Raw genomic sequence first — 26,016 nt, 5'->3', positions numbered from 1 at the left:
GGCGGGCAGGCTGCGGAGGCTGACGGGCCGTGCGGTCATCGCGGTCACGGCCGGCACCTCGCAAACCCCGCGCCAGCTGCACCGAAATTGCGTTATGAATTCAGGGCGACGGATTGATCGTCCCGGCGCGATGGGGTCTCTGGACGGCGCGGATCGGCGGGCGGCGATGACATCGACAGGGGCGCCGGCCATCCTGCGGTCTGAGGGTGGACCGCCCCGTGCTTGCGACACGCCGGCGGCGGGATCCCCTGCCCTCGCTCACCGGGCGCGACGCCCTCCGCTTTCGTGATTGTTCCGGGAGACAGGCCATGACGGACCCGATCCTCGCCGTCCGCGACCTCACGGTCGCCTTCCGCTCGGACGGGCGCTGGCGGGAGGTCGTGCACGGGGTCTCCTTCGATGTCGCCCCCCGCGAGACCGTGGCGCTCGTCGGCGAATCCGGCTCCGGCAAGAGCGTCAGCGCCCTGTCGGTCCTGCGCCTCCTGCCCCGGGACGCCAGCCGGATCGGCGGCAGCGTGCGCTTCGCGGGCCGCGAGCTGCTGACCGCCCCCGAGGCCGAGATGCGGCGGGTGCGCGGCGATTCCATCGCCATGATCTTCCAGGAGCCGATGACCTCCCTGAACCCGGTGCTGACCATCGGCTTCCAGATCGCCGAGGCGCTGATCCGGCACCGGGGCCTGTCGCGCGCCGCCGCCGAGGCGGAGGCGCTCCGGCTCCTCGATACGGTGCGGATCCCGGCGGCCCGCGCGCGGCTGCACGAGTACCCGCACCGCTTCTCCGGCGGCATGCGCCAGCGGGTGATGATCGCCATGGCGCTGGCCTGTCGGCCCAAGCTCCTGATCGCCGATGAGCCGACCACGGCGCTGGACGTCACCATCCAGGCCCAGATCCTCGACCTGATCAAGAGCCTCCAGGACGAGACGGGGATGTCGGTCCTGTTCATCACGCACGACATGGGCGTGGTGGCCGAGATCGCCGACCGGACGGTGGTGATGCTCCGGGGCCGGGCCGTGGAGACCGGGCCGACCGCGCGGATCTTCTCCGAACCCGCCGAGCCCTACACGCGGGCGCTGCTCGCCGCGGTCCCGCGGCTCGGCGCCATGGCGGGCCGCACCCGGCCGATGCGCTTCCCCGTGATCGACCGGGCGACCGGCATGGCGGCGGCACCGCCCGACGCGCCCGATGCGCCTGACGCCTCGCCCGAACCCCTGCCCGACACCGTCACGGCCGCCGAGCGCCCCCTGCTGGAGGTGCGCGACCTGACCACCCGGTTCGAGATCCGCTCCGGCCTGTTCGGCCGCGTGACCGGCCGGGTCCATGCGGTGGAGCGGGTCTCGTTCAGCCTCGGGGCCGGCGAGACCCTGGCGCTGGTGGGCGAATCCGGCTGCGGCAAGTCCACCACCGGCCGCTCGATCCTGCGGCTCGTCGAGCCCCTGTCGGGTTCGGTCGTGCTCGACGGCGAGGACATCACGGGTCTCGATGCCGGCGCCCTGCGCACCCGCCGCCGCCGGATGCAGATGATCTTCCAGGATCCGTTCGCGAGCCTCGATCCGCGCATGAGCGTCGGCGCCGCGGTGGCCGAGCCGCTGCTGATCAACCGCCTCGCCTCCCGCGCGGAGGCCCTGCGCCGCGCCGCGGATCTGCTCGCCCGGGTCGGGCTGTCCCCCGACATGGCGACGCGCTTCCCGCACGAGTTCTCCGGCGGCCAGCGTCAGCGCGTCGCCATCGCCCGGGCGCTCGCCCTGAACCCGAGGCTGATCGTCGCCGACGAGGCGGTCTCGGCGCTCGACGTCTCGGTCAAGGCGCAGGTCGTGAACCTGATGCTCGACCTGCAGGCCGAGCTGGGGCTCGCCTACCTGTTCATTTCGCACGACATGGCGGTGGTGGAGCGGGTGAGCCACCGGGTGGCGGTGATGTATCTCGGCGAGATCGTCGAGATCGGCCCGCGGGATGCCGTGTTCGGGAACCCGCAGCACCCCTACACGAGGAAGCTGCTGGCGGCCGTCCCGGTCCCCGATCCGGCCCGGCGCCGGGCGCGGCACGCCCTGCCGGACGACGAGATCCGCAGCCCGATCCGCCCCCCGGATTACGAGCCGCCGGAGCGGCTGTACCGGGAGGTCTCGCCCGGCCACAGCGTGCAGGCGTGGGATGCCACTTGGGACGCCACTTGGGACGTTACCGGGGATGCCACCGGGGCAGAGCCCGGGGTGGCGGCCGCCTGAGGACGGTGACGGCCTGCCGTAAGGACATGGGCTCCGCACCCGACTCGCTCGCTTGCATCGCGGCCCGCAGCCCTGCCGGGCGGACCGTGCGGGTTGGGCCGATCGGGCCGCACCGGGCGGTCCTTTCGAATCTGCCGACCGGCGGAAATGGCGGCGTGTCGGGGCCGCTCCGCAGGGCGCTCGACCCGCCCCGGCGTCCGTTGCGGAAGGGTCGATACGCGCGCGAACCGCGCTGCCGTGGCGCCCAGGAAACCTGAGCGTCGGCGAGGCAACCACACGCTATCAAAATGAGAATCGTGAGAACTTCTGCTAGAAAGATTGTGGTCTTGAAATTACGTATTTCGTGCACTGAATCATATTCATCATGTCGTTTTTCAGGAAGATAGATAAGATGCCCGGATCTTTATTTTGGGAAATTACTTTTCCGTTCATTTTCTAAAGCGGCATTGATCCACTATGAACTCTGGCCATACCGCGAGATATCGCTTATGGAGGAGTAGAAGTGTTTGCAGGAACCGATGGAATGACGGGGGTTGATGTGCCGCGGCGAGCCAGCTTGCCGCGCGTCGGGCGGCGAGGCAACCTCAACGTGTCTATTCTGGCGCCCCCCCGCCGGCAGACCGCCACCGTGATGATCGGCGGTTGACCCGATGCGGCGCCTGCATTTCGAGGCCCTGAAGCCCATCTGCCCGACCTGCCGCCGCAGCGCGCTGGTGCTGGAGCCCGGCGCGCAGGCGACCAGCAACGCGATCGTGTCCGGGGTCCTGCGCTGCCGCGATGCTGAGTGCGGTGAGCGCTTCCCGATCATCGCGGGGGTCCCGATCCTGGTCCCGGACGTCCGTGGCTGGCTGTCGGAGAATCTTCCGCTCGTCCTGGCGGGCGATGTCGAGGATGCCGCGGTGGAGGCGGTGATCACGGCGGCGCTCGGGCCGGATTCGGTCCACAACATCACCCGCGCGCAGCAATCGCGCTACGCCCACGATCATTACGGCGATCTGTTCGAAGGCGCGCCGGACGGTGCGGAACCGCCGCCCGGCCGTGCCCGGCACTGCCTGACGGAGGCCCTGAGGCACCTCGGCGTCGGGCGCGGCCCGCGGCTCGATATCGGCTGCGCGGCCGGTGGGACCAGCTTCGATCTCGCGGCCAGCTACGAGGCGCCCGTGCTCGGCGTGGACCTGAGCTGGCCCCTGCTGCGGATCGGCCGGGGCATCCTCGACCGGGGCCTGCTGCGGTACCCGCTCCGGCACAGCGGCGACGCCTATGAGCGCCGGGAAACCTACCACTTTCCGCCCGAGGCCGACCGGGTGGATTTCTGGATCGCCGACGCCCAGGCCCTCCCCTTCGCGGCGAATACGTTCCGCCTCGTCGTCGCGCTGAACGTGCTCGATTGCGTGCCGGACCCGGCGCGCCTCGTCGCCGAGGTCAGCCGGGTCACGCGGCCGGGCGGCGACGTCGCCTTCGCGACGTCCCTCGACCAGGCGCCTCGGGCCGCCGTACCATTCGCGTCGCTCGAAGGCCCCGATGTCCTGGCGACGATGATCGCCACGGCCAACCGCGACACCGCGGACGCCAAGCCCCTGAGGCCGACGGGACCACCCCGCGACCTCTCCTGGTCCGCCGACCCGCAGGACGCGGACACGGTCACCTATCGGTCCAAGCTGATGACGATGAAAACCGCGGCGGAGTGAGCAGGACGAGCACGCCGGGCCGGGACGCACGGCCTCCCGTGACGCGGCCGAACTGAAGCCCGGACCCGCCGCAACCGACGGGCCCCGGGATCGCGTCCGCGCGTTACGCGAACATGTCGGGCTGGGTCTCGGCGATGTGGCTGTAGAGCGTCTGGAAGTGCAGCCAGCCGATATAGTCGCTGCCGACGTGCTCGCGGCTGTAGCGGGCGGTCTTCTCCGAGAGGCGCTGCGGCTTGATGCCGGTGGCCTCGACCAGGAGCTGCTGCTGGCAGGCCCGCTCCAGGGCGATGAACCAGAAGGCCGCGTCGTCGATGCTGTGCTGCGAGCAGGTCAGCAGGCCGTGGTTCTGGTGCAGCACGCCGCGGTTGCGGCCGATCTGCTGGGCGACCGAGAGGCCGCTCTCCTTCTCCACCGCCACGGCCCCCGCCGAGGCGCCGATCACCGCGTGGCTGTTGTAGAAGGCCGCCGCGTCCTGGCTGATCATGTCGAGCGGCCGGCCCGTGGCGCACCACGCGGTGCCGTAGGTGGTGTGCGCGTGGCACATCGCCATGACCTCCGGGTACGCCTCATGCACGGCGGCGTGCAGCACGAAGCCCGCCCGGTTGATCGCGTGGCGCCCCTCGACCACCCGGCCCGTGTGGTCGGCCAGGATCAGGTTCGACATCCGCACCTGCGAGAAGTGCACGCACATCGGGTTGGTCCAGTACAGCTCCGGACGCTCGGGATCGCGGATCGTCAGGTGCCCGGCGAAGCCGTAATCGAAGCCGTGCATCGCGAAGGCGCGGCAGGCGGCCACGAGGTGCTTCTTGCGGTAGTCGCGCGCCTCGGCGTGGTTGGCGAATTCCGGGATCTCCGGGAAGATCAGGCCGGCCTGCTCGGGCTGGTAGATCGAGGTCCGCTTGCGGCCGGCATCGTCGTCCGGCAGGTCGAGGATGACGGCGTCGTGGGCGTGATCGTCGAGCATGATCGGTCCTTTCGTCGGGGCGGTCGCGCAAGGGCGCAACCCCCTCGGCAGCAGGATCTGCACTATCTTGCCGCTCGGCCGCGTTGACAAACGACGATTTTTCACGCGTTCCGTGAATTCGATTCATGGATTGAGCCATGCGCCGGATCCCGAGCTTCCCCGCCCTGCGGGCCTTCGAGGCGGCGGCCCGCCTCGGCAGCTTCGCCCGGGCGAGCGAGGAGCTGCACCTCACCCCCTCGGCGGTGAGCCACCAGGTCCGGGCGCTGGAGCGCTGGTTCGAGCGGCCCCTGTTCCGGCGGGCGAACCGTCAGGCGACCCTGACCGCCGACGGCGAGCGCCTGCTCGCCGGCCTGGGACACGCCTTCGACGCCATCGAGGCGGCCTGTGCCGAACTGAACCCGCCGCCGGCCGCGTCCCTGGCGGCGTCGCTCGCCGTCCATTGCACGCCGAGCTTCGCGGCCAAGTGGCTCGGGCCGCGGCTGCCGGCCTTCGTGGAGGCGCATCCCGGCCTCGTCATCCGCCTCTCCACCAGCGCCGACCCGGTGGATCTCGGCCGGCACGGGGAGATCGACATCCTGATCACCTACGGCCGGCCCCCGCGGGGGGCGGGCCTGACCGTCGAATCCCTCGGACCCGAGGAGATCGCCGCCCTCTGCACGCCGGAGGTCGCCCGGGCGGTGGGGCCGGTCGAGGCCGGCATGGCGGGACGCTTCACGCGGCTGGACTCGTCGTTCAGCCCGGTCCGCTGGCCGGACTGGTTCGCGCAGAACGGCCTGCCCGCGCCGGACGGGGCGGCGGGGGCGGCCTTCGACCGGGGCTCGCTCGTCATCTCGGCGGCGGTCCAGGGGCTCGGCGTGGCGCTGGAGAGCCTGCGGTTCGCGGCGGACGAGCTCGCCGCCGGCCAGCTCGTGCGGCTGGGCGGCGGGCGGCTCAAGAGCCTGACCCGCGACCTCCACTTCATCTGCTACCGCGAGCGGGACGGGGCGCTGGCGAAGATCCAGGCCTTCCGCCGCTGGCTGCTCGACGCGGAGGCGGCGAGCCGGGCCGGGGCGGACTGACACGCGCCCTCCCCCGCGGCGGGGCGCGCGTCGCAGCGTCCGACCGGACGATGCCGATCTTGTCATGCGCCAAGTCTCACCGGGATCGGGGACCGCTCTAGATCCAGGCCCAACCAACAAGGCGCGTACGCCGCCCCGGGAGAACGCCCCATGTCCCTCTTCGCCAAGCTGCAGCGACGCGCTCAGGAAGGCCGGCCCGTCCGGGTGGGCCTGATCGGCGCCGGCAAGTTCGGCTCGATGTACCTGTCGCAGGCACCCCGGACCCCGGGGATCCACCTGATCGCGGTCGCCGACCTGTCGCCGGACCGGGCCCGCCAATCCCTGCGCCGGGTGGGCTGGGAGGAGGCCCGCTTCGCGGCGCGCGGGATGGAGGCGGCCGCGCAAGGCGGCACCACCTTCGTCACCGAGGATGCCGACGCGATGATCGCGAGCCCGTTCGTGGACATCGTGATCGACGCCACCGGCAGCCCGGCGGCCGGCATCCGCCACGCGCTGAAGGCCTTCACGGCGGGGAAACACATCGTGATGGTCAACGTCGAGGCCGACGTGCTCGCCGGTCCCCTGCTCGCCCGCAAGGCCGCGGAGGCCGGGGTGATCTACTCCATGGCCTCGGGCGACCAGCCGGCGCTGATCGCCGAACTGGTCGACTGGGCGCGCACCATCGGGCTGGAGGTGATCTGTGCCGGCAAGGGCACCAAGTACCTGCCGGCCTACCACGCCTCCACGCCCGACACGGTCTGGGGCCATTACGGCTTCAGCGAGAGCCAGGTCGCGGGGGGCGACTTCAACCCGCAGATGTTCAACTCCTTCCTCGACGGCACCAAGTCGGCGCTGGAGATGGCCGCGGTGGCCAATGCCTGCGGGCTCACCCCCCCGCGGGACGGGCTCGCCTTCCCGCCCTGCGGCGTCGACGACCTGCCGAGCGTCCTGCGGCCGGTGGCGGATGGCGGCTGCCTCACCGAGCGCGGCACCGTCGAGGTGGTCTCCTCGGTGGAGCGGGACGGGCGGCCGGTCTTCCGCGACCTGCGCTGGGGCGTCTACGCGGTGTTCGAGGCGCCGAGCCCTTACGTGCGCGACTGCTTCGCCCAGTACGGCCTGAAGACCGACGCGTCCGGCCGATACGCGGCCACCTACAAGCCCTATCACCTGATCGGGCTGGAACTCGGGATCTCGGTGGCCTCCATCGCGGTCCGCGGCGAGGCCACGGGCGCCACCGGCGACTGGCGCGGCGACGTGGTGGCCACCGCCAAGCGCGCGCTCAAGGCCGGCGAGCGGCTCGACGGCGAGGGCGGCTTCACGGTCTACGGCAAGCTGGTTCCGGCGGCGGATTCCCTGGCCCAGGACGCCCTGCCGATCGGGCTCGCCCACGACATGGTGCTCAAGACCGACGTGCCGGCCGGGCATCCGGTGCGCTGGAGCGACGTCGCGTTCGATGACGGCCAGGAGGCGATCCGCGTCCGGCGCGCGATGGAGGATGTGTTTCGCGGGGCGTTGGGACTCGGTGGAGTGGCGCGGCAGGTCGGCTGAGCGGGCCGCAGGACCCCTTCTCCCGGTGGCCACGGACTACACAGGTTTGATGTCTCGGCGATCTCATCCGTCGGCAGGATGAGGCGCGAGTCCCCTCTCCCGAGCGGGAGAGGGACAGGGTGAGGGTTGAGAACTTTCAGAACGAGGTGCGCCCTGTCGGCGCATCAATCGCGTTCTCGATCCTGAACCCTCTCGTCCCTCACCCCAACCCTCTCCCGCACGGGAGAGGGGGCCTGTCGCGCTCTGTCATCACCCGCGTGTCTCACACCCGTGTCGTTCGTAGCCCCTCTGTTGGGGAGGGAGAGAAGCCGAGACCGCCTGCCCCCTCCGACCGGCACGCCTTCGCCCGCTCACCCCTGCCGCGGCGCGTGAGCAGCAGGCGGTCGGGTGCCGAGATGCCCGCGCAGGGTCCGGCCCTCGTACTCCGTGCGGACCAAACCGCGGCGGCGCAGTTCCGGCAGCACCAGTTCGATGAAGTCGTCGAGCCCCCCGGGCAGGGTCGCCGGCATGATGTTGAAGCCGTCGGCGCCGTGCTTTTGGAAGCGCTCCTCCATCTCGTCCACGATCTGGGCCGCCGTCCCGACGATCTGCGAATGGCCGCGCGCGCCCGCGATCCGCAGGTAGAGCTGGCGCAGGGTCAGCCCCTCCCGGCGGGCGAGGTCGAACATCAGCTGCTGGCGGGACTTGGCACCGTTGGCCTCGGGCAGTTCCGGCACCGGCCCGTCCGGATCGTAGCCCGAGAGGTCGAAGCTGCCGACCATCCGCTCCAGCAGCGCGAGGCCGACCACGGGGTCGATCAGGTCCTGAAATTCTTCGAACTTCGCCCGCGCCTCCGCCTCGCTGCGCCCCACCACGGGGAACAGGCCGGGCATCACCTTGAGGTCGTCGCGCTCCCGGCCGAAGCCGGCCATCCGGTCCTTCAGGTCGCCGTAGAATTCGGTCGCCTCGTCGAGCGTCTGGTTGGCGGTGAACACGATCTCGGCGGTGCGCGCCGCCAGATCCTTGCCGGGGCCCGAGGCGCCGGCCTGCACCAGCACCGGCTGGCCCTGGGGCGTGCGCGAGATGTTGAGCGGCCCCCGCACCGCGAAATGCTTGCCGTGATGGTTCAGGGGATGGAAGCCGTCTGGCTTCGAGAACTGGCCGGAGGCCTGGTCGATGATCACCGCCCCGTCGTCCCAGGTGTTCCACAGGCCGAGGACGATGTCGACGAACTCCTCCGCGCGCTCGTAGCGGTCCGCGTGCCGGGCGATCGCGTCGGCCCCGAAATTGGCGGCCTCCGCATCCGTGGTCGAGGTCACGAGGTTCCAGCCGGCGCGACCGCCGCTCAGATGGTCCAGGGAGGCGAAGCGGCGGGCGACGTTGTAGGGCTCGTTGAAGCTCGTCGAGGTGGTCGCCACCAGCCCGATCCGGCTGGTCACCGCCGCCAGCGCCGAGAGCAGCGTCACCGGCTCGAAATGGGTCGAGCGCGCGGTCCGCTCGCTGGAGCGCAGGTTGCCGTCGCGGATGCCGGTCCCGTCCTCCAGGAACACGAGGTCGAACTTCGCCGCCTCGGCCTTCTGCGCCCAGCCGACGTAGCGCTCGAGGACGAGGCCGCCATCCGCCTCGCTTGACGGATGGCGCCAGCCGGCGATGTGGTGCCCGGTGGCGTAGAAGAAGGCGCCGAGGCGCAGGGTGTCGTGTCGCATGAACCGATGGGTCTCGTGACGGTACGGAGGGGACCGGCGGGTTCGCCGATGTGAATCAGGCCCGCGGGCGGGATGCAACCGCGACACGGGTCCGGGCCCGCGCATGGGAAGCGCCGTCTCCAGATGGTGCCGCGGGCGGTGGCCTGCGACGCCATGGGGCCGCGATCAGAGAGGCCCCCGCCGGTGACGATCCGTCCCGTCACCCGCCCCCGGCCGGGCACACCCGTGATGGCCATACAAGGATAGTGCAGGCCCCGGGGAGAGATAGCGGTACTTGAGGGGTCTACCGAAGCCTTGATTGGAATTGTTCGGCATTCGGTGCATTATAAATCCGCACCGGGCCGCCATCGCACAACAAGAAGGCCGGACGCTCGGGGGCGGAGGAACCATGAACGAGATCGTCAAGCCGGACTCCCTGATCGTGGCCGAGGCCGAGAGCCTGACCGAAACCTTTTTCGGGGGCTGCCCGCACGACTGTCCGGACACGTGCTCCATGCTGTTCGACGTCAAGGACGGCCAGCTCCAGGGCGTGCGCGGCAACCCGGATCACCCGATGACCCGGGGCGGCCTCTGCGTGAAGCTGAAGGATTACGAGAAGCGCCACTACCACCCGGACCGGCTGCTCTACCCGATGAAGCGGGTCGGCCCGAAGGGGTCGAAGCAGTTCGCGCGGATCACCTGGGACGAGGCGCTCGACACGATCGTCACCCGCTGGAAGGCGATCATCGACAGTCACGGCCCGCAGGCCATCGCGCCCTACAGCTACCTCGGCAACCAGGGGCTGGTGCACGGGCTGAACGGCGGCGACGCCTTCTTCAACCGCCTGGGCGCCACCGTGACCGAGCGCACCTTCTGCGGTGAGGGCTCCTGCACGGCGTGGCTGCTGACGGTCGGCCCGACCGCGGGCCTCGACCCGGACAGCTACATCCACTCCAAGTACATCGTGATCTGGGCCTGCAACTCGGTCAGCACGAACCTGCACCACTGGGCGATCGTGAAGGACGCCCAGAAGAAGGGCGCCAAGGTCGTGGTGATCGACGCCTACGCGTCGCGCACCGCCAAGGCCGCCGACTGGCACATCGCCCCGAAGCCCGGCACCGACGGCGCGCTCGCCATGGCGCTGATCAATTCGATCATCGCGCAGGGCCTCGTCGATCAGGACTACGTCGACAACCACACGGTCGGTTTCGAGGAGCTGAAGGAGCGCGCCAGCACCCGCACGCCGGAATGGGCCGCGGAGATCACCGGCGTTTCCGCCGACGACATCCGCACGCTCGCCCGTGAGATGGCGACCGAGCAGCCGGTGGGCATCCGCATCGGCGTGGCGCTGGAGCGGCATTACGGCGGCGGCCAGACCATCCGGGCGGTCGCCTGCATCCCGGCGCTGACCGGCGCGTGGCGCCACGTCGGCGGCGGCATCACGCAGTTCGGCGTCTGGGAGCACCCCTACCGGTTCGACGTCATCTGCCGCCCGGACCTGATCCCGGAGGGGACCCGGGTCGTCTCGAACCTGCAGATCGGCCGGGCGCTGACCGGCGAGTTGCAGCTCGACCCGCCGATCCTGTCGATGATGTGCTGGAACTCGAACCCGGTCACGCAGGCGCCCGAGACCGACAAGATCGTCGAGGGCCTGATGCGCGAGGACCTGTTCCTGGTCTCGGCCGAGCACTTCATCTCGGACACGGCCTCCTACGCCGACATCCTGCTGCCCGCCACGATGGGCGCCGAGATGGAGGACATGATCCTGTCCTGGGGCCACCTCTACCTCACCTACAACACCAAGTGCGCCGAGGCGCCCGGCGAGGCGATCCCCAACAACGAGATCTTCCGGCGGCTCGCGGCCCGGCTCGGCTTCGAGGAGGAGAACTTCACGTGGAGCGACAGCGAGTGCCTTGAGCACTATGTCGACTGGAACGCCCCGGCCTGCGAGGGGATCGACCTCGCCTACATGCGCGAGCACGGCTTCGCCCGGCTGAAGGTCGGCACGCCGGACGACCGCGCCCCGCACAAGGACGGCAACTTCCCGACGCCGACCGGCAAGTGCATGCTGAAGGTCGAGGGCGCCACGAACTTCGTCGCCCCGCCGTTCCGGCAGATGTACGAAGGCTTCCAGCCCGGCGAGGCCCTCGACCCGCTGCCGGACTACCTGGGCCCGCGCGAATCCCACGCGAACGACCCGGAACTGGCCAAGCGCTACCCGCTCAACATCGTCTCGCCGAAGAGCCACTATTTCCTGAACTCCTGCTACGCCAACATGGAGGACAAGCAGAAGGGCCAGGGCGAGCAGTTCGTGCTGATCAGCCAGCACGATGCCGATGCCCGCGGCATAAGGGAGGGCGACCGGGTGAAGGTCGGCAACGACCGCGGCGCCTTCAAGGGCGTGGCGCGGATCACCGACGACGTGAAGGCCGGCATCGTGGTGGCGACGCTCGGCTACTGGCGCCAGCTCAACGAGGGCACGGTGAACAGCATCTCGTCCGCTGCCTTCACCGACATGGGCCACGCACCGTCGTTCTCCGACAATCTGGTCGAGGTCTCCCGGGCGAATTGACGGATTGGAGCGGCCTGGCGTCGGATCGGCGCACCGGCGTTCGTGCGCGAGCACCCTTTTCCCGGACAGGTGGAGCGTGAGCGGAACCTGATCCGGGACCCAGCATAGGAAGCGCCGCGCCAGCGGCACAGGCCGTTCCAGACCGACGCTTCGCGAAGTCTCGTGCCGGATCCCGGGTCGTATTCCGCTGCCGCTCCACACGCCCGGGAAAAGGCCGGCGCGAAACGGGTTCGACGCGATGCGTCGGATCGCTGCTCGGCACCTATAGGGCTGCCCTATTGCCGCAGCGGCTCCGGCTTCTGCCCGTCCGGCAGGATCTCCCGCAGGTGATCGTGCACCATGTCGGCGGTGAACGGCTTGCCGATGAAGCGGGCGCCCTCCGGCATGTCGCCCGGCCCCGGCTGCACGTGCCCGGACGCCACCACGATGGCGATGTGCGGCCACTGGCGGGCGGTCTCGCGCGCGACCGCGAACCCGTCCCGCGAGCCCGGCATCTGCACGTCGGTGAACAGCAGCACGATCATGGCGTGCTCCCGGCTGAGCAGGCTCATGGCCTTGTCGCCGTCGCTGGCCTCGAAGGTGCGGAACCCGGCCTCCGCCAGGATATCCATCGCGTCCATGCGGATGAAGCCGTCATCGTCGACGACGAGGGCGTAGGGTGCCGGGGACTGGACTGATCCGCTCATCCCCCAATAAGTCCCAACCCTGGTGAAAGGTTCGGGGACGGGACGTCGCCGGGATCAGGTCCGATCCGTGATCCCGACCCGGTCGAGCAGGTCCTCCAGCCGGAACACCGACCGCTCGGCCACGAAGGCCCGGTGCTCGGCCTGGATGACCCGGAACTCGGCCTCCATGCAGCGCATGACGACGCGCTCGTAGTCGGACGAGATCTCCGCGAGGGCACGCTCCAGGTCGGCGTTCCGGCGGTCCAACTGCGACAGGTCGGCCTCGAGCGCCTGGATCGTCGCGTCCTTGACGCTGCGTTCCTCGTAGACGCGCCGGAACAGCCCGCTCGCCCGCTGCTGGATGACCGCGCGCCACCCCTGGAACCCGCGGATCTCCTCCGCGGCCTGACGGATGAGCGCCAGGGTCAGGCGCGGATCGATCACGCGGAAGGCGGCGTGCGGATCCGGCGCGAGGGGCCGCGCCTCGGCGATCACGGTGGCCTCTATGGTCGTCGGCTGCGCCATCGTCGCATGAGGACCCGCGGGTTACTCGGTCTCGTCGGGGGCGATGGCCACGGCGGCGGGCTTGGCGCGGTTGCCGAAGGCCTCGATCGCCGCATCGTGCAGGCGCACGAGCCACTCCTCGGCCTCCGTGGCCCGCGCCTCCGCCAGCCGGACCCGCTCCTCGGACCGCGCCAAGTTCTGCACGCCCGTGGCGACCTCCTGCTCCAGGCGGCGGATCTCCAGGTCGGCCTGCGCGACCACCTGGGCTAGCTGCGCCTCCAGCTCGGCCGCCCGCTCCTCGCCGACCCGGATCGCCTCGCTGGCCTCCCGGATCAGGTCGACGGCCGAGGCCCATTCCCGGGTGACGACCGGGCCGGTCTCATTCGGGCTTTCGCTCGTCGCGAAGGCGCCGTTCCGGCTCTCGAGACCCATGAAGCTGACCACCTTCTCGGGGGACGTATCCGCCTTCGCCTGCCACGCGCGCATCATCACGTTCGGGCTGCCGTTGTAGGCGGCGTCGATCGAAGCCCTGTCGCTCATCGTTGGAACCCCTCACAGAACAGCATCGGATCAACCGGCCGTGCCGGGAGATGCGAACGGGTGCACGTTGCTCGGCGCGTCGCGCTCGGCGGGCAGCGCCGGCTCGTGCGGCAGGCCCTCGACCGCGCCGTCCGGCTTGCGCCAGCCGCGGCCCGAGCGCTTGAGCGCCTCGTACTGCTTCTGGAGCGTCGCCCGGGTCTCGCGGGCGATGTCGAGGGCACCCTGCACCAGGGCCCGCTCCGAGCGCTCGTTCTGGAGATCCTCGGAGAGGCGCCGGTTGGTCGCCTCAAACTCGATCCGGGCAGCCTCCTGCCGGTGGGTCAGCTGCTCGATCCGCTCGGTCAGGGCGGCGTTGCGGGTCCCCGCCTGCTCGAGGGCGGCGTCCTTGGCGGCGAGCGCCTTGGCCAGCATGTCGCAGCGCGCGTCGAGGTCGCCGCGGGCCCGCTGCATCTCCACGAAGCGCTCGGTCTGCCGGGCGAGATCCTCCTGGACCGTCTCCAGGCGCCGCTCCGCGGTGACGCGGGCGATGTTGGTCTCCTTGAAATTGCGCTCCGCGAGCCGGTGGGCGTCGTCCCGGTCGCGCAGCTGCGTCCGGGCCTGGCCGAGGAGCTGCTCGTTCGTGTCCGCCCGGTTGACGGCGGCCTCCAGCTTCATGGCGAGCGCCGAGCGCTCCGTGCGCAGGGCGGCCGTGTCGGCCTCGAACTGGGCCTCCAGCCGGACGCGATTGGCGACCTCGGCGGCGAGCTGGCCCTCGGCGGTCCGCGCCTTCTGGCGCTCGGCCTCGACCATGCCCTCGACGGTGCGGCACCGGGCCTCCAGCTCGTCGAGGCGCAGGACCTGCTCCTCGTTCTGGGACCGCAGCCGCCGGTTATCCTGTTCGAAGGCCGCCAGGCTCTCCCGCGCCGCCAGCAGGTCGTGCTCGGTCCGCGTCAGCGCGCTGTCGGCGGCCTGGGCCTCCGCCCGCAGCGCCTTGCCCTCGGCGACCAGCGCCTTGCCCTGCTCGATCTCGGCGGCGAGCCGCCGCTCCAGGTTCTCCAAGGCCAGCACCCGGTCGCGCAGCTCGACCGCCTGCGCGGCCAGGGCGGCGTCGCGGGCGTGGAGCTGCTCCTCGGCCCGGGCCACCCGCGCCGACGCCTCGGAATACTCGTTGGTCAGGACGGAGATGCGGGCCGAGAGTTCGGCGGCCTCCAGCCGGATCGCCTTGCCGGTCTGGAATTCCTGGGCCAGCGAGGTCTCCAGCTCGGCGATGCGCATGCTCGCCCGCGGGAGCTCGTCGCTGATGCTGACGATCGGCTCCAGGATCGACACGAAGTCGTCCTGCAGCGAGCGGATGTCCTCCAGCCGGTCGACCATGGCGTCGATGCGCTGCCGCAGCATCTCGTCGCGCTTGCCGATCGCATCGAGGGAGGAGTGGCTCCGGTCCGGCGGGGCGGCGCGCTGGGCCGGCGCCTCGGCGTTCAGGCGCGCCCGGGCCTGCGGCATGGCCGGCTCGGCCGCCGGCCGGGAGGCGGGCTGGGCCGGCCCCTGAGCCGGCGGATGCGACTCGGATCCCCCCTCGGACGAGGAGAGCATGTTACGGAAAGACGTCCACGCCATGAAACGAGCTCGCGCGCGCCCACAATCCGGGCAAATTAACTAAATCTTAAACCTATATGACTGTCGAGCGATATTTTGCCCTCTACTTCGCAGTTCACAGGATGAGACTACCGGCGGCTCTGAACACGGCTTTCGAGCGTCCGGAGGACTTCGCGCAGCAGGCCAGAGCCGCGCCGTCCGGTGCCGTTCGCCTAGCCGAGGTGGCGTGCGCTCGACCCTGCCCGGCGGGGCGCCGCCGACGGGGCGGCGGGCACGCCGCGCAGGTCGGAGCCGAGGTCGATTCAGCCATTAACGCATCGTTAACGATTTACCGGACGTTAATAAACCAGTCCATGGCCCGATACTGAGAAATCCTCGCTCGCGGGCGCCCGGTGTCGCTTCTGGGTGACGACAACTGTGTTCGGGGCCGGGGACCCGCGATGGCCCGCGACGACGGCGAAGGGGGGTCAAGGTGACGGCGATCGTTCTGGCGGTGCCGGTGGTCGAACCTCAGCGCAAAGCTCCGCGTGACCGCGAGCGCCGGCGCTCCTACGGGCCGCAGATTCTCCTGGCCGTGGGGTGGATCGGCCTGTTCGCCTATTGCGTCACCTACCTGACCGAGGACATGCCGTTCCGGACGTCGGCGTCCCTGGCGGTCGGGGAACCGACCTTCGACCAGCCGGAGGACCTGCCGCGCCGCGCGCTGGAGATGGCCAGGCCGGAGGAGACGGCGCGCGCCACAGCGAGCACCCCGACCCCTGCGGCGGCCCCCGCGGTCGAGACGGCCTCCGCGCCGCCGCCCGCCGTCCTCACCACCCTGCCGGCCGGATCGGCCCCGACCCCGCGCGCGACCGCCGAGTATGTCGGGACCTGGGGTCCGACGACCGAGGCCTGTGGCGCCGCGGCGCGCCGGCACGGCTATCTGCCGGCCATCATCACGCCGGAGCGCGCCAGGGCCGGCGACACGCTCTGCACGTTCCGCGACACGCACCGGTCCGGCAACGTCTGGACCATGGCGGCCGATTGCGCGGGCCAGGACCGCCGCTGGTCGTCCCATGTCCGCCTCGTCGTCGAGGGCGACCGCCTGACCTGGACGAGCGCGTGGGGCACGTCCGCCTACATCCGTTGCGGCCGCCGCGCCGGTTGAGGCGCGGCGCTCGGGCGATCGTCAGCCGCCGCCGGTGAAGCCGGCCCGCGACGGTCGATCCGCGTTGCCGGCAGCCGCCGGGTCCGTCGCGATCCCACCCGGCGGGGCGCTCCCGGTTTGGGACAGGACCGCCGCAGGCCCGCATACGGCCGGCTAACCGCAGCGCGTGATTTCGCCGACCGGATCGCTGTGACGGACGGCGCCGGCCGGTTATCCAGGGGTTCCCCGCGGAGGGGAAACCGAACGCGTCCAGGAGACATCCGATGGCGGATCCGAACGGGCAACAGCTCTCGGACGAGGAGCTCGACCGCCTGGCCCGCAAGCTGTTCGCGGAGGTTCGGGCCGAGAGTCCCGAGGCGAAGGCGGGGCGGGCGCTCGAGAGCGCCGGCGTGGTCGCCGGCGAAGTCCTTCCCGGCCTGCCCGACTGGCTCCTGTCCGACGATGGCGACGGGGAGACGGGGGCGGGCGGCGCCTGATCGGCCGCCCCCCGTCTCCGCCGGCTCGACCGGGAAGCGGCGTCAGCCGAAGCCCTGCCCGTGTCCCGCCGTGGGGAGATCGGGTTCGGCGCCGGGCTCCTCCAGGCCCCGTGCCGTGAGCACCGCCCGCAGGGCCTTCACGAGACCGGCCGCGGTGAACGGCTTGCGCAGGTAGCCAGCCCCCATCGGCACGTCGCCCTCGGCCGGCCAGACCAGACCCGACACGATCAGGATCGCGCGCTCGGGCCAGCGTGCCGCCACGGCCTTGGCGAGGGTGAAGCCGGTGAGCGGCGCCCCCGCGAGGTCGACATCCGCCACCATGGCGACGAGTTCCGGCCGGGCGGCCAGGTGCGCCTGCGCGGCCTCCACGGTGGACGCCTCGGCCACCGCGTAGCCGGCCTCCCGCAGGGCCGCAGCCGCCTCCATGAGCTGCACCGTATCGTCCTCGACCAGCAGAACCGCGGGCCGCGGCGCAAACGCGTCCGCCATTGAGATCTCCAAGCGATCGATGCCGCATCAACGCGGTTCGGCCCGGAGTGTGCCTGTCGGCACCCGGTCACGTTGCCGTGGCGGGGCTGCGATGAGCCCGCCGGCCGGCGAACCGGAACCGGGGATCGCGAGTTGAAGCACCTCGCGCAGCGCCCGGTCGGCGGGGCCCCCGCCCGGTCCGCTGCGGAACGGCTCCGAGGAGCCGGGTCGCCGGGGAGTCTCAGCATGCGGCAGGTCAAATACAGGCTGAACGAGCCGGGTCTTCGCCCGCGGCGCACGCGCCTCGAGATCCCGGGCTGGGCCGGCAATCCGGAGCCGCGGGTCGATGGCGCGCAGGAATATGCTTGGCACTGCATCCCCTTCTCGGAGGCCGCCAAGGCGGGGATCGAGCTGTTCTATCCCTACGAGCCCGAGCTGCGCGTCAGCACGCGGGACGGCCAGCTCGTCTTCGAGGGGGATTTCGGGCCGCCGCCCGAGCCCGGGCTGCAATGGCCGCCGTTCCGGAGCTTCGGCGCGGCCTACTACACCTATCAGATCCTCCTCGACCTCAAGGTGGAGGAGGGCTGGGCGATCCGGACCGAGCCGCATCCGCGCTTCTACACCGATCGGACCGGGACCGTGCCGGTCGCGGTGCCGGCGCTCCTGCGCCACTGGTGGCCGATGATGTACTTCATGGTGTTCAAGGCCCCCGACGAGGGGCGTACCCACGTGTTCCGGCAGGGCGAGCCGTTCATGCAGGTCACGATCGTGCCGGTGGACGCCGAGTTCGAACTCGTGCCGATGCCCGAGGCGGAAGCCGCCGAGCGCGAATTGCAGTCCCGGCGCATCTACGCGAGCCGGCAGACGCTGGCGGCGGATTCGCAATGGACCTCGGCGACCAACACGGTGTTCGACGGCACCTACCGGCGCATCCTGGGGGCCGCCAAGAGTCAGGGCTGAGCCCGGGCTGAGCCAGCGCAGGCGGCGGGGGACGCGCCCCCGCCGGGGCGGCTCAGTACCCGTACGGGACGTAGTAGCCGTGGTGATGGTGGTGGTGGTGATGGTACCGCCGGAAGTACCGGTGATGGTGGTGATGGTGGTGGTAGTACGGCCCGTAGAACCGATGGTGGTGATGGTGGTGATAGTAGTACTGGGCCTGCTGGACCGTCGCATCGCCCTCTGAGGCGGCCGGGAGGGGCTGGGCCTGCGCGGCCGCCGCGTCGGACTCCTTGAGGAGCGCCACGGCATCGGGGATCGGCTTCAGGAGGTCGGCATAGCTCTCGGCCTGCATCGCGGCCTGCAGCCGGACCGGAGCCGGCATGGCGGCCTGGGCCGGATCGACGGCGGCCAGAAGGGTGACGGCCCCGACGAGGCCAGCGACTGTCTTGTCCATTGACGGGCTCCCTGGAGGAACAGCGCAGCGGCCGCACGGACCGCAAGTCGTGCGCGGCCGGAAACCCGGTGCCCGCCGAAAGCGTTCCGGTTCAGACGCGGTTGAACCGCCAATTCCATTCACATTCCCGGCAGAAGCGGAGGTATTGGCCGCCCTCCGATCACGATCTGGTGGCGCTCATCTTTTGTGACATAAAATTTAGTCGTTCATTCTTGGAGCCGCATCGGCGCCTTTAGCTTGCGCAGGTGATGCAGGCTTGAGCGATGTCGGTGCCCGTCCTCGCCCACCCCGTAAGATGACGAGCGACATAGGTTTGTGGTCCCGGAGGGGCGCCCGCTTGAAGGGGCGCGGGTTCCCATTTCCAAGCGGACTGCGATCTTCACGCATCGGTTGGAGATCATCGGCCAGTTGACAGGTCTGGCGACCCAATTTGTCCAAGCGCCCTCCCTCCCCCGCAGAGGGGGGAGGGAGGGCGCATGGCAGGACCCGCCTCCCGCGAACCCGCGTACCCCGCAGGAAGAGGGCGCCCCCCCGCGATCAGGCCGCGTCCGGCATGCGGTCGATCAGCTTGTCGAGGGTGATCGGATAATCCCGCACGCGGATCCCGGTGGCGTTGTAGATCGCGTTCGCCACCGCGGCGGCGATCCCCGAGATGCCGAGCTCGCCCACGCCCTTCGCCTTCATGGGCGAGGACATCGGATCGGTCTCGTCGAGGAAGATCACCTCCTGATGCGGGATGTCGGCATGGACCGGCACCTCGTAGCCCGCGAGATCGTGGTTGGCGAAGAAGCCGCGCTTGGTGTCGACCGCCAGCTCCTCCATCAGGGCCGCGCCCGTGCCCATCACCATCCCGCCGATGACCTGGCTGCGGGCCGATTTCGGGTTGAGGATCCGCCCGGCCGCGCAGACCGCCAGCATCCGCCGCACCCGCACCTCGGCGGTGTACAGGTCCACGCCGACCTCGACGAAGTGGGCCCCGAAGGTCGAGACTTGCTGCGTCTTCGAGAACTTGCCGAACTCGATCGAGTCCTCGGCGACCAACTCGCCGTCGGACGCGGCCTGGGCCAGCGGGATGGCGCGGTTGCCCGCCCGGACTTCGCCGTCCTCGAACACCGCGTCGGTGGCGTTGAAGCCGAGCTTCTGCGCGATCGATTCGCGCAGCTTCACGCAGGCCGCGTAGACGCCCGCTGTCGAGGAGTTGGCGCCGAACTGCCCGCCCGAGCCTGACGAGACCGGGAAGTCGGAATCGCCGAGGCGGACCACCACGCGATCGAGGGGCAGGCCCATCATCTCGGCCGCGGTCTGCGCGAGGATCGTGTAGCTCCCGGTGCCGATATCGGTCATGTCGGTCTCGACCGTGACCGTACCATCACCGCCGAGCCGCACCCGGGCGCCCGACTTCATCACCATGTTGTCGCGGAAGGCCGACGCCACGCCGAGGCCGACGAGCCATTGCCCGTCCCGGACCTGCCCAGGCTTCGGGTTGCGCTTGGCCCAGCCGAACTTCTCCGCGCCGAGCTTGAGGCAGCCGGCGAGGTCGCGCTGCGAGAAGCGCAGGTCCGGCTGGGTCGGGACGACCTGCGTGTCGTTGCGGATGCGGAACTCCACCGGATCGAGGCCGAGCTTCTCGGCCATCTCGTCCATGGCGACTTCGAGCACCGCCAGCCCCGGCGCCTCGCCGGGCGCCCGCATGGCGTTGCCCTCGGGCAGGTCGAGCCGGGCGAGCTTCATGGCGGTCAGGCGGTTCTGGCCCGCGTAGAGATACTTGGTCTGGTTCACCGCCGTCTCGGGATCGCCGTCCGGCAGGTTGCCCGACACGCTCTCATGCGCGATCGCCGTGATGATGCCGTCCTGCGTGGCGCCGATGCGCACCCGCTGGATCGTGGCCGGGCGGTGCGTGGTGTTGTTGGCGATCAGCGGACGCGTCAGCGCCACCTTCACGGGCCGCCCCGTGGCCTTGGCGGCGAGCGCCGCCAGCACCGCGTCCGCGCGCACGAACAGCTTGCCGCCGAAGCCGCCGCCGACATAGGGCGCGTCGAGCCGGACCTTGTCCTTGGGCAAGTCCAGCATCTTGGCGATGCTGCCATGGCCCCAGCCGATCATCTGGTTCGAGGTCCACAGCGTGACCCGGTCGCCCTCCCAGGCCGCCACCGTGGCGTGCGGCTCCATCATGGCGTGACTCTCGTCCGCGGTGGTGTAGGTCGCGTCGAGCGTGATCGGCGCCTGCGCGAAGGCGCCCTCGAAATCGCCGATGCGCTCCTCGCCGTCGCCACCGCTGCCCTCGCCGCTGTCGGCGGGGACGGGTTCTGCGGTCTTCGCCTCCGTGGCGAGGTCGAACTTGCCGTCTTCGGGAGCGTAATCGACCTTCACCAGGAAGGAGGCGGCGCGCGCCTGCTCGAAGGTCTCCGCCACCACGACGGCGACCGCCTGGTGGTAGTGCTGGATCACGTCGCCGCCGAACAGGTAGGCGACGTTCATCACGCCACGCTCGATCCGCGGGGTGTCGAGGGTGGTGACCACGCCGATCACGCCGGGGGCCTGCCGGGCCGAGGCCGTGTCGATGCTGCGCACCCGGCCCTTGGCGATGGTCGAGCCGAGCACGTAGCCGTAGGCGGCGTCCGGCACCACGTCGTGGCGCTCGTAGGCGTAGGGGGCGGTGCCGGTGGTCTTGAACTTGCCGTCGATCCGGTCGGTGGGCTGGCCCACGACCTTGAGGCGATCGATCGGGTTCGGGCCGGCAGCGGTGTCGAACTTCATGGCTCAGGCCCTCGCTTGGTTGAGCGCCGCGCCGAGGGTCCGCTCGGCGAGCTTCAGCTTGTAGGCGTTCTCGTGGGTCGGCTTGGCGTCGGCGAAGACGTGGTCGGTGACCGCCTTCGCGCCCTTCGGCAGGTCGGCCTCGGCCGCCTCCACCCGCCAGGGCTTGGGGGCGACGCCCCCGAAGGCGACGTGGCCGCTGCCGTCCTTGCCCAGGATCGCCGCCACCGAGACCAGCGCGTAGGCGTAGGAGGCCCGGTCGCGCACCTTGCGGTAGATATGCGTGCCGGCCACCGGCTTCGGCAGCGTCACCGCGGTGATCAGTTCGCCGGGCTTGAGGTTCGTGTCGCGGGACGGATCATCGCCGGGCAGCCGGTGGAACTCGGCGATCGGGATGTTTCGCGTCGCGCCCTGCCCATCGACCGTCTCGACGGTGGCGTCGAGCACGCGCATGGCCACCGCCATGTCGCCCGGATGGGTGGCGATGCAGGTCTCGCTGCCGCCGATCACCGCGAGCTGGCGGCTCACGCCATCGAGGGCCGAGCAGCCGGAGCCCGGCTGGCGCTTGTTGCAGGCCTGGGCCGTGTCGTAAAAATACGGGCAGCGGGTCCGCTGGAGCAGGTTGCCGGCGGTGGTCGCCTTGTTGCGCAGCTGGCCGGACGCGCCGGCGAGCAGCGCCCGGGCGAGCACCCCGTAATCCTTGCGCACCCGCGGATGGGCGGCGAGATCGGTGTTGCGAACGAGGGCGCCGATGCGCAGGCCACCCTCGTCGGTCGGCTCCACCGCGTCGAGGCCGAGGCCGTTCACGTCCACGAGGTGGCGCGGGGTCTCGATCTGGAGCTTCATCAGGTCGAGCAGGTTGGTGCCGCCGGCGATGAACTTCGCCTCCGGCGTGCGGCCGACGGCCGCCGCGGCCTCGGCGGGCGTGCTCGGGCGCTCGTACGTGAAGGACTTCATGCCCGCGCTCCTGCCACCTCGGTCATCGCCTCGACGATGTTGGAATAGGCGCCGCAGCGGCAGATGTTGCCGCTCATGCGCTCGCGGATCTCGGCCTCGGTAATCTGTGGCGCGGCCTCGAGATCGGCGGTCACGTGGCTCGGGATGCCAGCCTTGATCTCCTCCAGCACGGCGACGCCCGAGCAGATCTGGCCCGGCGTGCAGTAGCCGCACTGGTAGCCATCGTGCTTCACGAAGGCGGCCTGCATCGGGTGCAGCTGGTCCGGCTGCCCGAGCCCCTCGATCGTGGTGATTTCGGCGCCCTGATGCATGATCGCGAGGGTTAGGCAGGCGTTGATGCGCCGGCCGTCGACGATCATCGTGCAGGCGCCGCACTGGCCGTGGTCGCAGCCCTTCTTGGAGCCGGTCAGGTGCAGATGCTCGCGCGCGGCGTCGAGCAGGCTGGTGCGGGTGTCGAGTTCGAGGTCGCGGCGCTGGCCGTTCACCGTGAGGGTGACCCTGGCGAGGACCGGCTCGTTGGTCCGTGCGGCCGCTGTGGCGGTGGCTCCCACGATCAAGTCTCTCCGGTTCGAATCAAAACTGTCCGGGCTGTGCTTCCCGGCTTCCACGCTCGGGGCCGGAACGCGGGCCGACCCGAATCGGCTAACCCCCGGACAAGCACCGAAAGCCTGGATTGGCTCTAAGGTAGGCGACAAGCGCGCGATGATCAGGGGTCGGTGCTTGTCCACGGGTGAGCCTATCCGTCGCGGCCATGGGGCACCCCGCAAACGAAAGGGCCGACCCGAAGGCCGGCCCCGATGCCGCGTTCGCGTGGCGCCCTTACTCGGCCGCCGTCATCTCGGGGGTGTAGTGGCCGCACCAATCCTTCGAGGCGACCACCGGCCAGAGGCCCTTCGATTCGGGCGCGGGCTGGCTGACGGGCGGATTGAAGCGGCACAGGCCGGCATCGTTCTGGGCGACGGCACCGTTGCCCTTGTGCTCGTCGAAGAACCGGCAGGTCTCGCACTTCGCGTTCATGTTCAGGCTCCCGTGGGACCGGTGGCCACGTGGCCACCCGGACTGGGTTGCAGAAGACCGTGTAGAATTAGAAACGATCCAATCTGTCGAACCAACGACGGGCTGCTGCCCGGGTTCCCGTCCCGAAGCAGATCGGGCGACCGGCACGGGGCGGTGCACCCCCGGCGCGGATCCATGCCCCTCCCGCGACGGTGACCGCCGGCTCAACCGACCAGCGCCAGACCGGGTGCGGCGCGGGCGGCCACATCGCTCGGCGCGTCGAGGGCGACGGCGTAGTCGGCGATCGGGCGCGGCTTTCCGAACAGGTAGCCCTGCATCTCGCCGCAGGATTCCTCGGCGAGGAAGGCCCGCTGCGCCTCGGTCTCGACGCCCTCGGCCACCACCCCCATACCCAGGCTGCGGCCGAGGCCGAGCACCGCACGCACGATCACGGCCGCCTGCGGCTCCGAGCCGAGTCGCGCCACGAAGGAACGGTCGATCTTGAGCTTGTCGAACGGGAAGGCCTGGAGGGTGGCCAGCGACGCATAGCCGGTCCCGAAATCGTCCATGCTGATCCGGATCCCGTAATTCCTCAGGCGCCGGAGGATGCCGACGGCTCGGGCCATGTCGTTGATGATGATGCTCTCGGTGACTTCGAGCTCCAGGCGGCCGGGCGCCAGGCCGGTCTGCGCCAGGATGGCCAGGACCCGCTCAGGGAGTTCGTGCCGCTGGAACTGCCGGGGCGAGAGGTTGACGGCGACCTTCAGGGGCTGCGCCCACCCGGCCGCCTCCCGGCAGGCCGCGCGCAGCACCCACTCGCCGAGCGCGATGATCAGCCCGGTCTCCTCGGCCAGCGGCACGAAGACGTCCGGGGGGATGTTGCCGCGCACCGGGTGGACCCAGCGCAGGAGCGCCTCGAATCCGATGAGCGCGCCGGTCCGGCCATCCACCTGCGGTTGGTAGTGGAGGCTGAGCTTGTCCTCGTCCATGGCCTGGCGCAGGTCGCGCTCCAGCACCCGGCGTGCCTCGGCCTCCTCGTCCATGGCGGGGGTGAAGACGCGGAACGTGCCGCGCCCCTCGGCCTTGGCCCGGTAGAGCGCGAGGTCGGCGCGCCGGTACAGGCACTCCGCCGCGGTGCCGTGCTCGGGGGCGAGCGCGATGCCGGCGCTCAGGCCGACGCCGATCCGGTGCTCGCCCACGCTGAGCGGATGGTCGAACAGCGCGATGAGGCGCTCGGCCAGGGGGCCGGCCTCTGCGGCCCCGCCGGGGACCAGCACGGCGAACTCGTCGCCGCCGAGGCGCGCCACCGCCCCGGCGCCCGCCACGCTCACGAGGCCGCCCGCGACATGCCGCAGGAGCTCGTCCCCGGCCTGATGGCCGAGGCTGTCGTTCACGCCCTTGAACCCGTCGAGGTCGAGGTACAGGACCGCGCAGGCACCGCCGCGCTGGGCGATGTCGGCGAGGCTGCGCGTCACGGTCTCGTGGAACAGGGCCCGGTTCGGCAGGCCGGTGAGCACGTCGTGACGGGCGAGGCGCGCCACCTCGGCCTCGGCGGCCTTGCGCTTGGTGATGTCGGTGAAGGTCCGCACGAAGCCGCCATCCGCCAGCGGGACGGTGCGCACCTCCAGCACGAGGCCGTTCGGCCGCGCGCGCTCGTGGATATGGGCGCGGGTCTGATCCTGGGCGTGATCCTGGGCGTGATCCTGGGCTTGGACCTGATCCTGGGCGTGGATCCGGGTCCGCTCCGCCTTGCCGCGCGCGACCCAGGCCCGGAAGGCCTGATCGGTGGGGTTCCGCTCGCGCTGGCTGGCCTGATAGCGCAGCACCGCCCGGTAGCTCGGCTGCGCCTGCATCATGTCGCGGGGGAGGTCGAGCAGCGCCAGCGCCCGCTCGTTGCACACGCGCACCACGCCGCCCGCATCGACCTTGATCAGGCCCTGGTCCATGCTGTCGAGGGTGTCGTCGAGCAGCCGGGTCTTCTCCTGGAGCATGCGGCCCTGGCGGGCGAGCGCCACGTTCATGCTGTGCAGGCGGTCCAGCATCAGCGTCAGGGCGCCGAAGCCCAGGATCACCGCCATCACGGCCGCGATGCCGCCGGCCAGCACGCCGCGGTCGAGGCCGAGCTGCGGGACCGCCAGGGCCGGATCCGGCACCACCCGGGCCGCCGCCATGGCCAGGAAGTGGAGCAGCGCGATGGCGAGCGTCAGGATCGTGGCCGCCGCCGCCCGGGTGCGGCCGTCGGTGCCGCGGACGTGAATCGCCATGCCGGCCGCCGCCAGCAGGCAGCCCGCCACGATGGCCGTGCCGGCGATGGCGGCATCCCAGGTGAAGTGCCCGGGCAGCCGCACGCCCGCGATGCCGAGGAAGTGCATGCAGGCGATGCCGAGGCCGAGGACGAGGCCCGCCCCCGCGCCGACCCAGGCCGAGGGTGCCACAGACGGCCCCGATCGCGCGAACAGGAAGGCTGACGTGGCGGCCGCAATGGCGACGACGAGCGACAGCACGGTGGTCCGGGACTCGTAGCCCAGGACCACGCCAGGGTCGTAGCCGAGCATGCCGATGAAATGCGTGCTCCAGATACCGGAGCCGATCGAGAACCCGGCGGCCAGCGGCCAGATCAGCATGGGACCATCGGCGCGGGTTCGAACCCGCTGCTCGAGCTTCAGCGCGACCCAGCAGGTGATCCAGCACACGCAGGCCGCGAGAGCCACCACCCAGGCGGTGTGCTCCTCGGTGAGGCAGGCAAAGGCGCGATACATCGAACAGACCCGACCGGCATCAGGGTCAGGACAGTTACACAGCGAATACTAATCATAAGTTGCATATTCGCCGGCAAGACACGCAGC

General features: G+C 70.7%; 21 protein-coding genes. 8 read left to right on the top strand and 13 right to left on the bottom strand.

Annotated elements, in window-relative coordinates; all coding sequences use genetic code 11:
* Positions 1 to 308: 308 nt before the first annotated feature.
* Both AAHG09_RS26045 and AAHG09_RS26040 read left to right on the top strand, forming a co-directional pair.
* Positions 309 to 2,222, top strand: coding sequence for an ABC transporter ATP-binding protein (locus AAHG09_RS26045; protein ID WP_342110404.1), 1,914 nt, complete (start codon positions 309 to 311; stop codon positions 2,220 to 2,222).
* A 650-nt stretch (positions 2,223 to 2,872) separates the two neighbouring features.
* A complete protein-coding gene (locus AAHG09_RS26040) occupies positions 2,873 to 3,910 on the top strand; it encodes a methyltransferase domain-containing protein (protein WP_342110403.1) in 1,038 nt (345 codons plus the stop codon).
* A 103-nt stretch (positions 3,911 to 4,013) separates the two neighbouring features.
* Here the strand turns inward: AAHG09_RS26040 and AAHG09_RS26035 are convergent, their stop codons facing one another.
* Entirely contained in the window at positions 4,014 to 4,874 is an 861-nt protein-coding gene (locus AAHG09_RS26035; protein WP_342110402.1) for a class II aldolase/adducin family protein, read from the bottom strand.
* Positions 4,875 to 5,011: 137 nt separating this feature from the next.
* On the opposite strand from AAHG09_RS26035, the gene AAHG09_RS26030 reads away from it, so the two are divergent.
* Both AAHG09_RS26030 and AAHG09_RS26025 read left to right on the top strand, forming a co-directional pair.
* Positions 5,012 to 5,932, top strand: coding sequence for a LysR substrate-binding domain-containing protein (locus tag AAHG09_RS26030; RefSeq protein ID WP_342110401.1), 921 nt, complete (start codon positions 5,012 to 5,014; stop codon positions 5,930 to 5,932).
* Between the two features lie 150 nt (positions 5,933 to 6,082).
* Positions 6,083 to 7,459 (top strand): NAD(P)H-dependent oxidoreductase, encoded by a 1,377-nt coding sequence (locus tag AAHG09_RS26025; protein WP_342110400.1) that lies wholly within the window; start codon positions 6,083 to 6,085, stop codon positions 7,457 to 7,459.
* Between the two features lie 350 nt (positions 7,460 to 7,809).
* On the opposite strand, the gene AAHG09_RS26020 is transcribed toward AAHG09_RS26025, so the two are convergent.
* Complete coding sequence (locus AAHG09_RS26020) at positions 7,810 to 9,144, bottom strand: LLM class flavin-dependent oxidoreductase (protein ID WP_342110399.1); 1,335 nt, start codon at positions 9,142 to 9,144, stop codon at positions 7,810 to 7,812.
* A gap of 388 nt (positions 9,145 to 9,532) precedes the next feature.
* Between AAHG09_RS26020 and AAHG09_RS26015 the strand changes: the two genes are divergently transcribed.
* A complete protein-coding gene (locus AAHG09_RS26015) occupies positions 9,533 to 11,695 on the top strand; it encodes a molybdopterin-containing oxidoreductase family protein (RefSeq protein ID WP_342110398.1) in 2,163 nt (720 codons plus the stop codon).
* A 275-nt stretch (positions 11,696 to 11,970) separates the two neighbouring features.
* On the opposite strand, the gene AAHG09_RS26010 is transcribed toward AAHG09_RS26015, so the two are convergent.
* From AAHG09_RS26010 to AAHG09_RS25995, 4 genes are read right to left on the bottom strand one after another with little or no spacing between them, the layout of a single operon-like run.
* Positions 11,971 to 12,381, bottom strand: coding sequence for a response regulator (locus AAHG09_RS26010; protein ID WP_342110397.1), 411 nt, complete (start codon positions 12,379 to 12,381; stop codon positions 11,971 to 11,973).
* Positions 12,382 to 12,435: 54 nt separating this feature from the next.
* Positions 12,436 to 12,885, bottom strand: a complete 450-nt coding sequence (locus tag AAHG09_RS26005; protein ID WP_342110396.1) for a hypothetical protein — start codon at positions 12,883 to 12,885, stop codon at positions 12,436 to 12,438.
* Positions 12,886 to 12,906: 21 nt separating this feature from the next.
* Positions 12,907 to 13,404: a hypothetical protein gene (locus tag AAHG09_RS26000; RefSeq protein WP_342110395.1), complete on the bottom strand. Its 498-nt coding sequence runs from the start codon at positions 13,402 to 13,404 to the stop codon at positions 12,907 to 12,909.
* A gap of 30 nt (positions 13,405 to 13,434) precedes the next feature.
* Positions 13,435 to 15,000, bottom strand: a complete 1,566-nt coding sequence (locus tag AAHG09_RS25995) for a chromosome partitioning protein ParA (protein ID WP_342110394.1) — start codon at positions 14,998 to 15,000, stop codon at positions 13,435 to 13,437.
* Positions 15,001 to 15,451: 451 nt separating this feature from the next.
* On the opposite strand from AAHG09_RS25995, the gene AAHG09_RS25990 reads away from it, so the two are divergent.
* Positions 15,452 to 16,126: a peptidase inhibitor family I36 protein gene (locus tag AAHG09_RS25990; RefSeq protein ID WP_342110393.1), complete on the top strand. Its 675-nt coding sequence runs from the start codon at positions 15,452 to 15,454 to the stop codon at positions 16,124 to 16,126.
* A 263-nt stretch (positions 16,127 to 16,389) separates the two neighbouring features.
* Positions 16,390 to 16,602 carry a hypothetical protein gene (locus tag AAHG09_RS25985; RefSeq protein ID WP_342110392.1) on the top strand — a complete coding sequence of 71 codons (213 nt, stop codon included), beginning with the start codon at positions 16,390 to 16,392 and terminating at the stop codon, positions 16,600 to 16,602.
* 42 nt (positions 16,603 to 16,644) lie between these two features.
* On the opposite strand, the gene AAHG09_RS25980 is transcribed toward AAHG09_RS25985, so the two are convergent.
* On the bottom strand, positions 16,645 to 17,091 hold the full coding sequence (locus tag AAHG09_RS25980; protein ID WP_342110391.1) for a response regulator: 447 nt from the start codon (positions 17,089 to 17,091) through the stop codon (positions 16,645 to 16,647).
* 225 nt (positions 17,092 to 17,316) lie between these two features.
* On the opposite strand from AAHG09_RS25980, the gene AAHG09_RS25975 reads away from it, so the two are divergent.
* Positions 17,317 to 18,030, top strand: a complete 714-nt coding sequence (locus tag AAHG09_RS25975; protein WP_342110390.1) for a hypothetical protein — start codon at positions 17,317 to 17,319, stop codon at positions 18,028 to 18,030.
* A 52-nt stretch (positions 18,031 to 18,082) separates the two neighbouring features.
* Here AAHG09_RS25975 and AAHG09_RS25970 read toward each other — a convergent pair whose 3' ends face one another.
* The 6 genes from AAHG09_RS25970 to AAHG09_RS25945 all read right to left on the bottom strand — a co-directional run bounded on the left by AAHG09_RS25970 (position 18,083) and on the right by AAHG09_RS25945 (position 25,929).
* Positions 18,083 to 18,463 carry a hypothetical protein gene (locus AAHG09_RS25970; RefSeq protein WP_342110389.1) on the bottom strand — a complete coding sequence of 127 codons (381 nt, stop codon included), beginning with the start codon at positions 18,461 to 18,463 and terminating at the stop codon, positions 18,083 to 18,085.
* Positions 18,464 to 19,000: 537 nt separating this feature from the next.
* On the bottom strand, positions 19,001 to 21,220 hold the full coding sequence (paoC, locus tag AAHG09_RS25965; RefSeq protein WP_342110388.1) for an aldehyde oxidoreductase molybdenum-binding subunit PaoC: 2,220 nt from the start codon (positions 21,218 to 21,220) through the stop codon (positions 19,001 to 19,003).
* A gap of 3 nt (positions 21,221 to 21,223) precedes the next feature.
* A complete protein-coding gene (locus AAHG09_RS25960; protein WP_342110387.1) occupies positions 21,224 to 22,174 on the bottom strand; it encodes an FAD binding domain-containing protein in 951 nt (316 codons plus the stop codon).
* The gene (gene paoA / locus AAHG09_RS25955; protein ID WP_342110445.1) at positions 22,171 to 22,728 is read right to left on the bottom strand and encodes an aldehyde dehydrogenase iron-sulfur subunit PaoA; all 558 of its coding nucleotides are present in this window, start codon (positions 22,726 to 22,728) and stop codon (positions 22,171 to 22,173) included. The genes AAHG09_RS25960 and paoA overlap by 4 nt, the downstream gene beginning before the upstream one ends.
* Before the next feature lie 265 nt (positions 22,729 to 22,993).
* Positions 22,994 to 23,191: a hypothetical protein gene (locus AAHG09_RS25950; protein WP_243998730.1), complete on the bottom strand. Its 198-nt coding sequence runs from the start codon at positions 23,189 to 23,191 to the stop codon at positions 22,994 to 22,996.
* Between the two features lie 203 nt (positions 23,192 to 23,394).
* Positions 23,395 to 25,929, bottom strand: a complete 2,535-nt coding sequence (locus tag AAHG09_RS25945) for a bifunctional diguanylate cyclase/phosphodiesterase (protein WP_342110386.1) — start codon at positions 25,927 to 25,929, stop codon at positions 23,395 to 23,397.
* Positions 25,930 to 26,016 lie beyond the last annotated feature (87 nt).

Origin of the sequence: Methylobacterium guangdongense, from assembly GCF_038442355.1 — a bacterium.
Taxonomy (GTDB): domain Bacteria; phylum Pseudomonadota; class Alphaproteobacteria; order Rhizobiales; family Beijerinckiaceae; genus Methylobacterium; species Methylobacterium guangdongense.
This window is presented reverse-complemented; position numbering and strand designations above follow the sequence as displayed.

What these genes read in the sequence shown, in the direction of transcription:
- AAHG09_RS26030 (WP_342110401.1), top strand. Translation starts at nt 5,012, where the DNA reads ATGCGCCGGATCCCGAGCTTCCCCGCCCTGCGGGCCTTCGAGGCGGCG.
- AAHG09_RS25985 (WP_342110392.1), top strand. Translation starts at nt 16,390, where the DNA reads ATGGCGGATCCGAACGGGCAACAGCTCTCGGACGAGGAGCTCGACCGC.
- AAHG09_RS26015 (WP_342110398.1), top strand. Translation starts at nt 9,533, where the DNA reads ATGAACGAGATCGTCAAGCCGGACTCCCTGATCGTGGCCGAGGCCGAG.
- AAHG09_RS26000 (WP_342110395.1), bottom strand. Translation starts at nt 13,404, where the DNA reads ATGAGCGACAGGGCTTCGATCGACGCCGCCTACAACGGCAGCCCGAAC.
- AAHG09_RS25995 (WP_342110394.1), bottom strand. Translation starts at nt 15,000, where the DNA reads ATGGCGTGGACGTCTTTCCGTAACATGCTCTCCTCGTCCGAGGGGGGA.
- AAHG09_RS26025 (WP_342110400.1), top strand. Translation starts at nt 6,083, where the DNA reads ATGTCCCTCTTCGCCAAGCTGCAGCGACGCGCTCAGGAAGGCCGGCCC.
- AAHG09_RS25950 (WP_243998730.1), bottom strand. Translation starts at nt 23,191, where the DNA reads ATGAACGCGAAGTGCGAGACCTGCCGGTTCTTCGACGAGCACAAGGGC.
- AAHG09_RS26005 (WP_342110396.1), bottom strand. Translation starts at nt 12,885, where the DNA reads ATGGCGCAGCCGACGACCATAGAGGCCACCGTGATCGCCGAGGCGCGG.
- AAHG09_RS25945 (WP_342110386.1), bottom strand. Translation starts at nt 25,929, where the DNA reads ATGTATCGCGCCTTTGCCTGCCTCACCGAGGAGCACACCGCCTGGGTG.
- AAHG09_RS26010 (WP_342110397.1), bottom strand. Translation starts at nt 12,381, where the DNA reads ATGAGCGGATCAGTCCAGTCCCCGGCACCCTACGCCCTCGTCGTCGAC.
- AAHG09_RS25970 (WP_342110389.1), bottom strand. Translation starts at nt 18,463, where the DNA reads ATGGACAAGACAGTCGCTGGCCTCGTCGGGGCCGTCACCCTTCTGGCC.
- AAHG09_RS26040 (WP_342110403.1), top strand. Translation starts at nt 2,873, where the DNA reads ATGCGGCGCCTGCATTTCGAGGCCCTGAAGCCCATCTGCCCGACCTGC.
- paoC (WP_342110388.1), bottom strand. Translation starts at nt 21,220, where the DNA reads ATGAAGTTCGACACCGCTGCCGGCCCGAACCCGATCGATCGCCTCAAG.
- AAHG09_RS26020 (WP_342110399.1), bottom strand. Translation starts at nt 9,144, where the DNA reads ATGCGACACGACACCCTGCGCCTCGGCGCCTTCTTCTACGCCACCGGG.
- AAHG09_RS26045 (WP_342110404.1), top strand. Translation starts at nt 309, where the DNA reads ATGACGGACCCGATCCTCGCCGTCCGCGACCTCACGGTCGCCTTCCGC.
- AAHG09_RS26035 (WP_342110402.1), bottom strand. Translation starts at nt 4,874, where the DNA reads ATGCTCGACGATCACGCCCACGACGCCGTCATCCTCGACCTGCCGGAC.
- AAHG09_RS25980 (WP_342110391.1), bottom strand. Translation starts at nt 17,091, where the DNA reads ATGGCGGACGCGTTTGCGCCGCGGCCCGCGGTTCTGCTGGTCGAGGAC.
- AAHG09_RS25975 (WP_342110390.1), top strand. Translation starts at nt 17,317, where the DNA reads ATGCGGCAGGTCAAATACAGGCTGAACGAGCCGGGTCTTCGCCCGCGG.
- AAHG09_RS25960 (WP_342110387.1), bottom strand. Translation starts at nt 22,174, where the DNA reads ATGAAGTCCTTCACGTACGAGCGCCCGAGCACGCCCGCCGAGGCCGCG.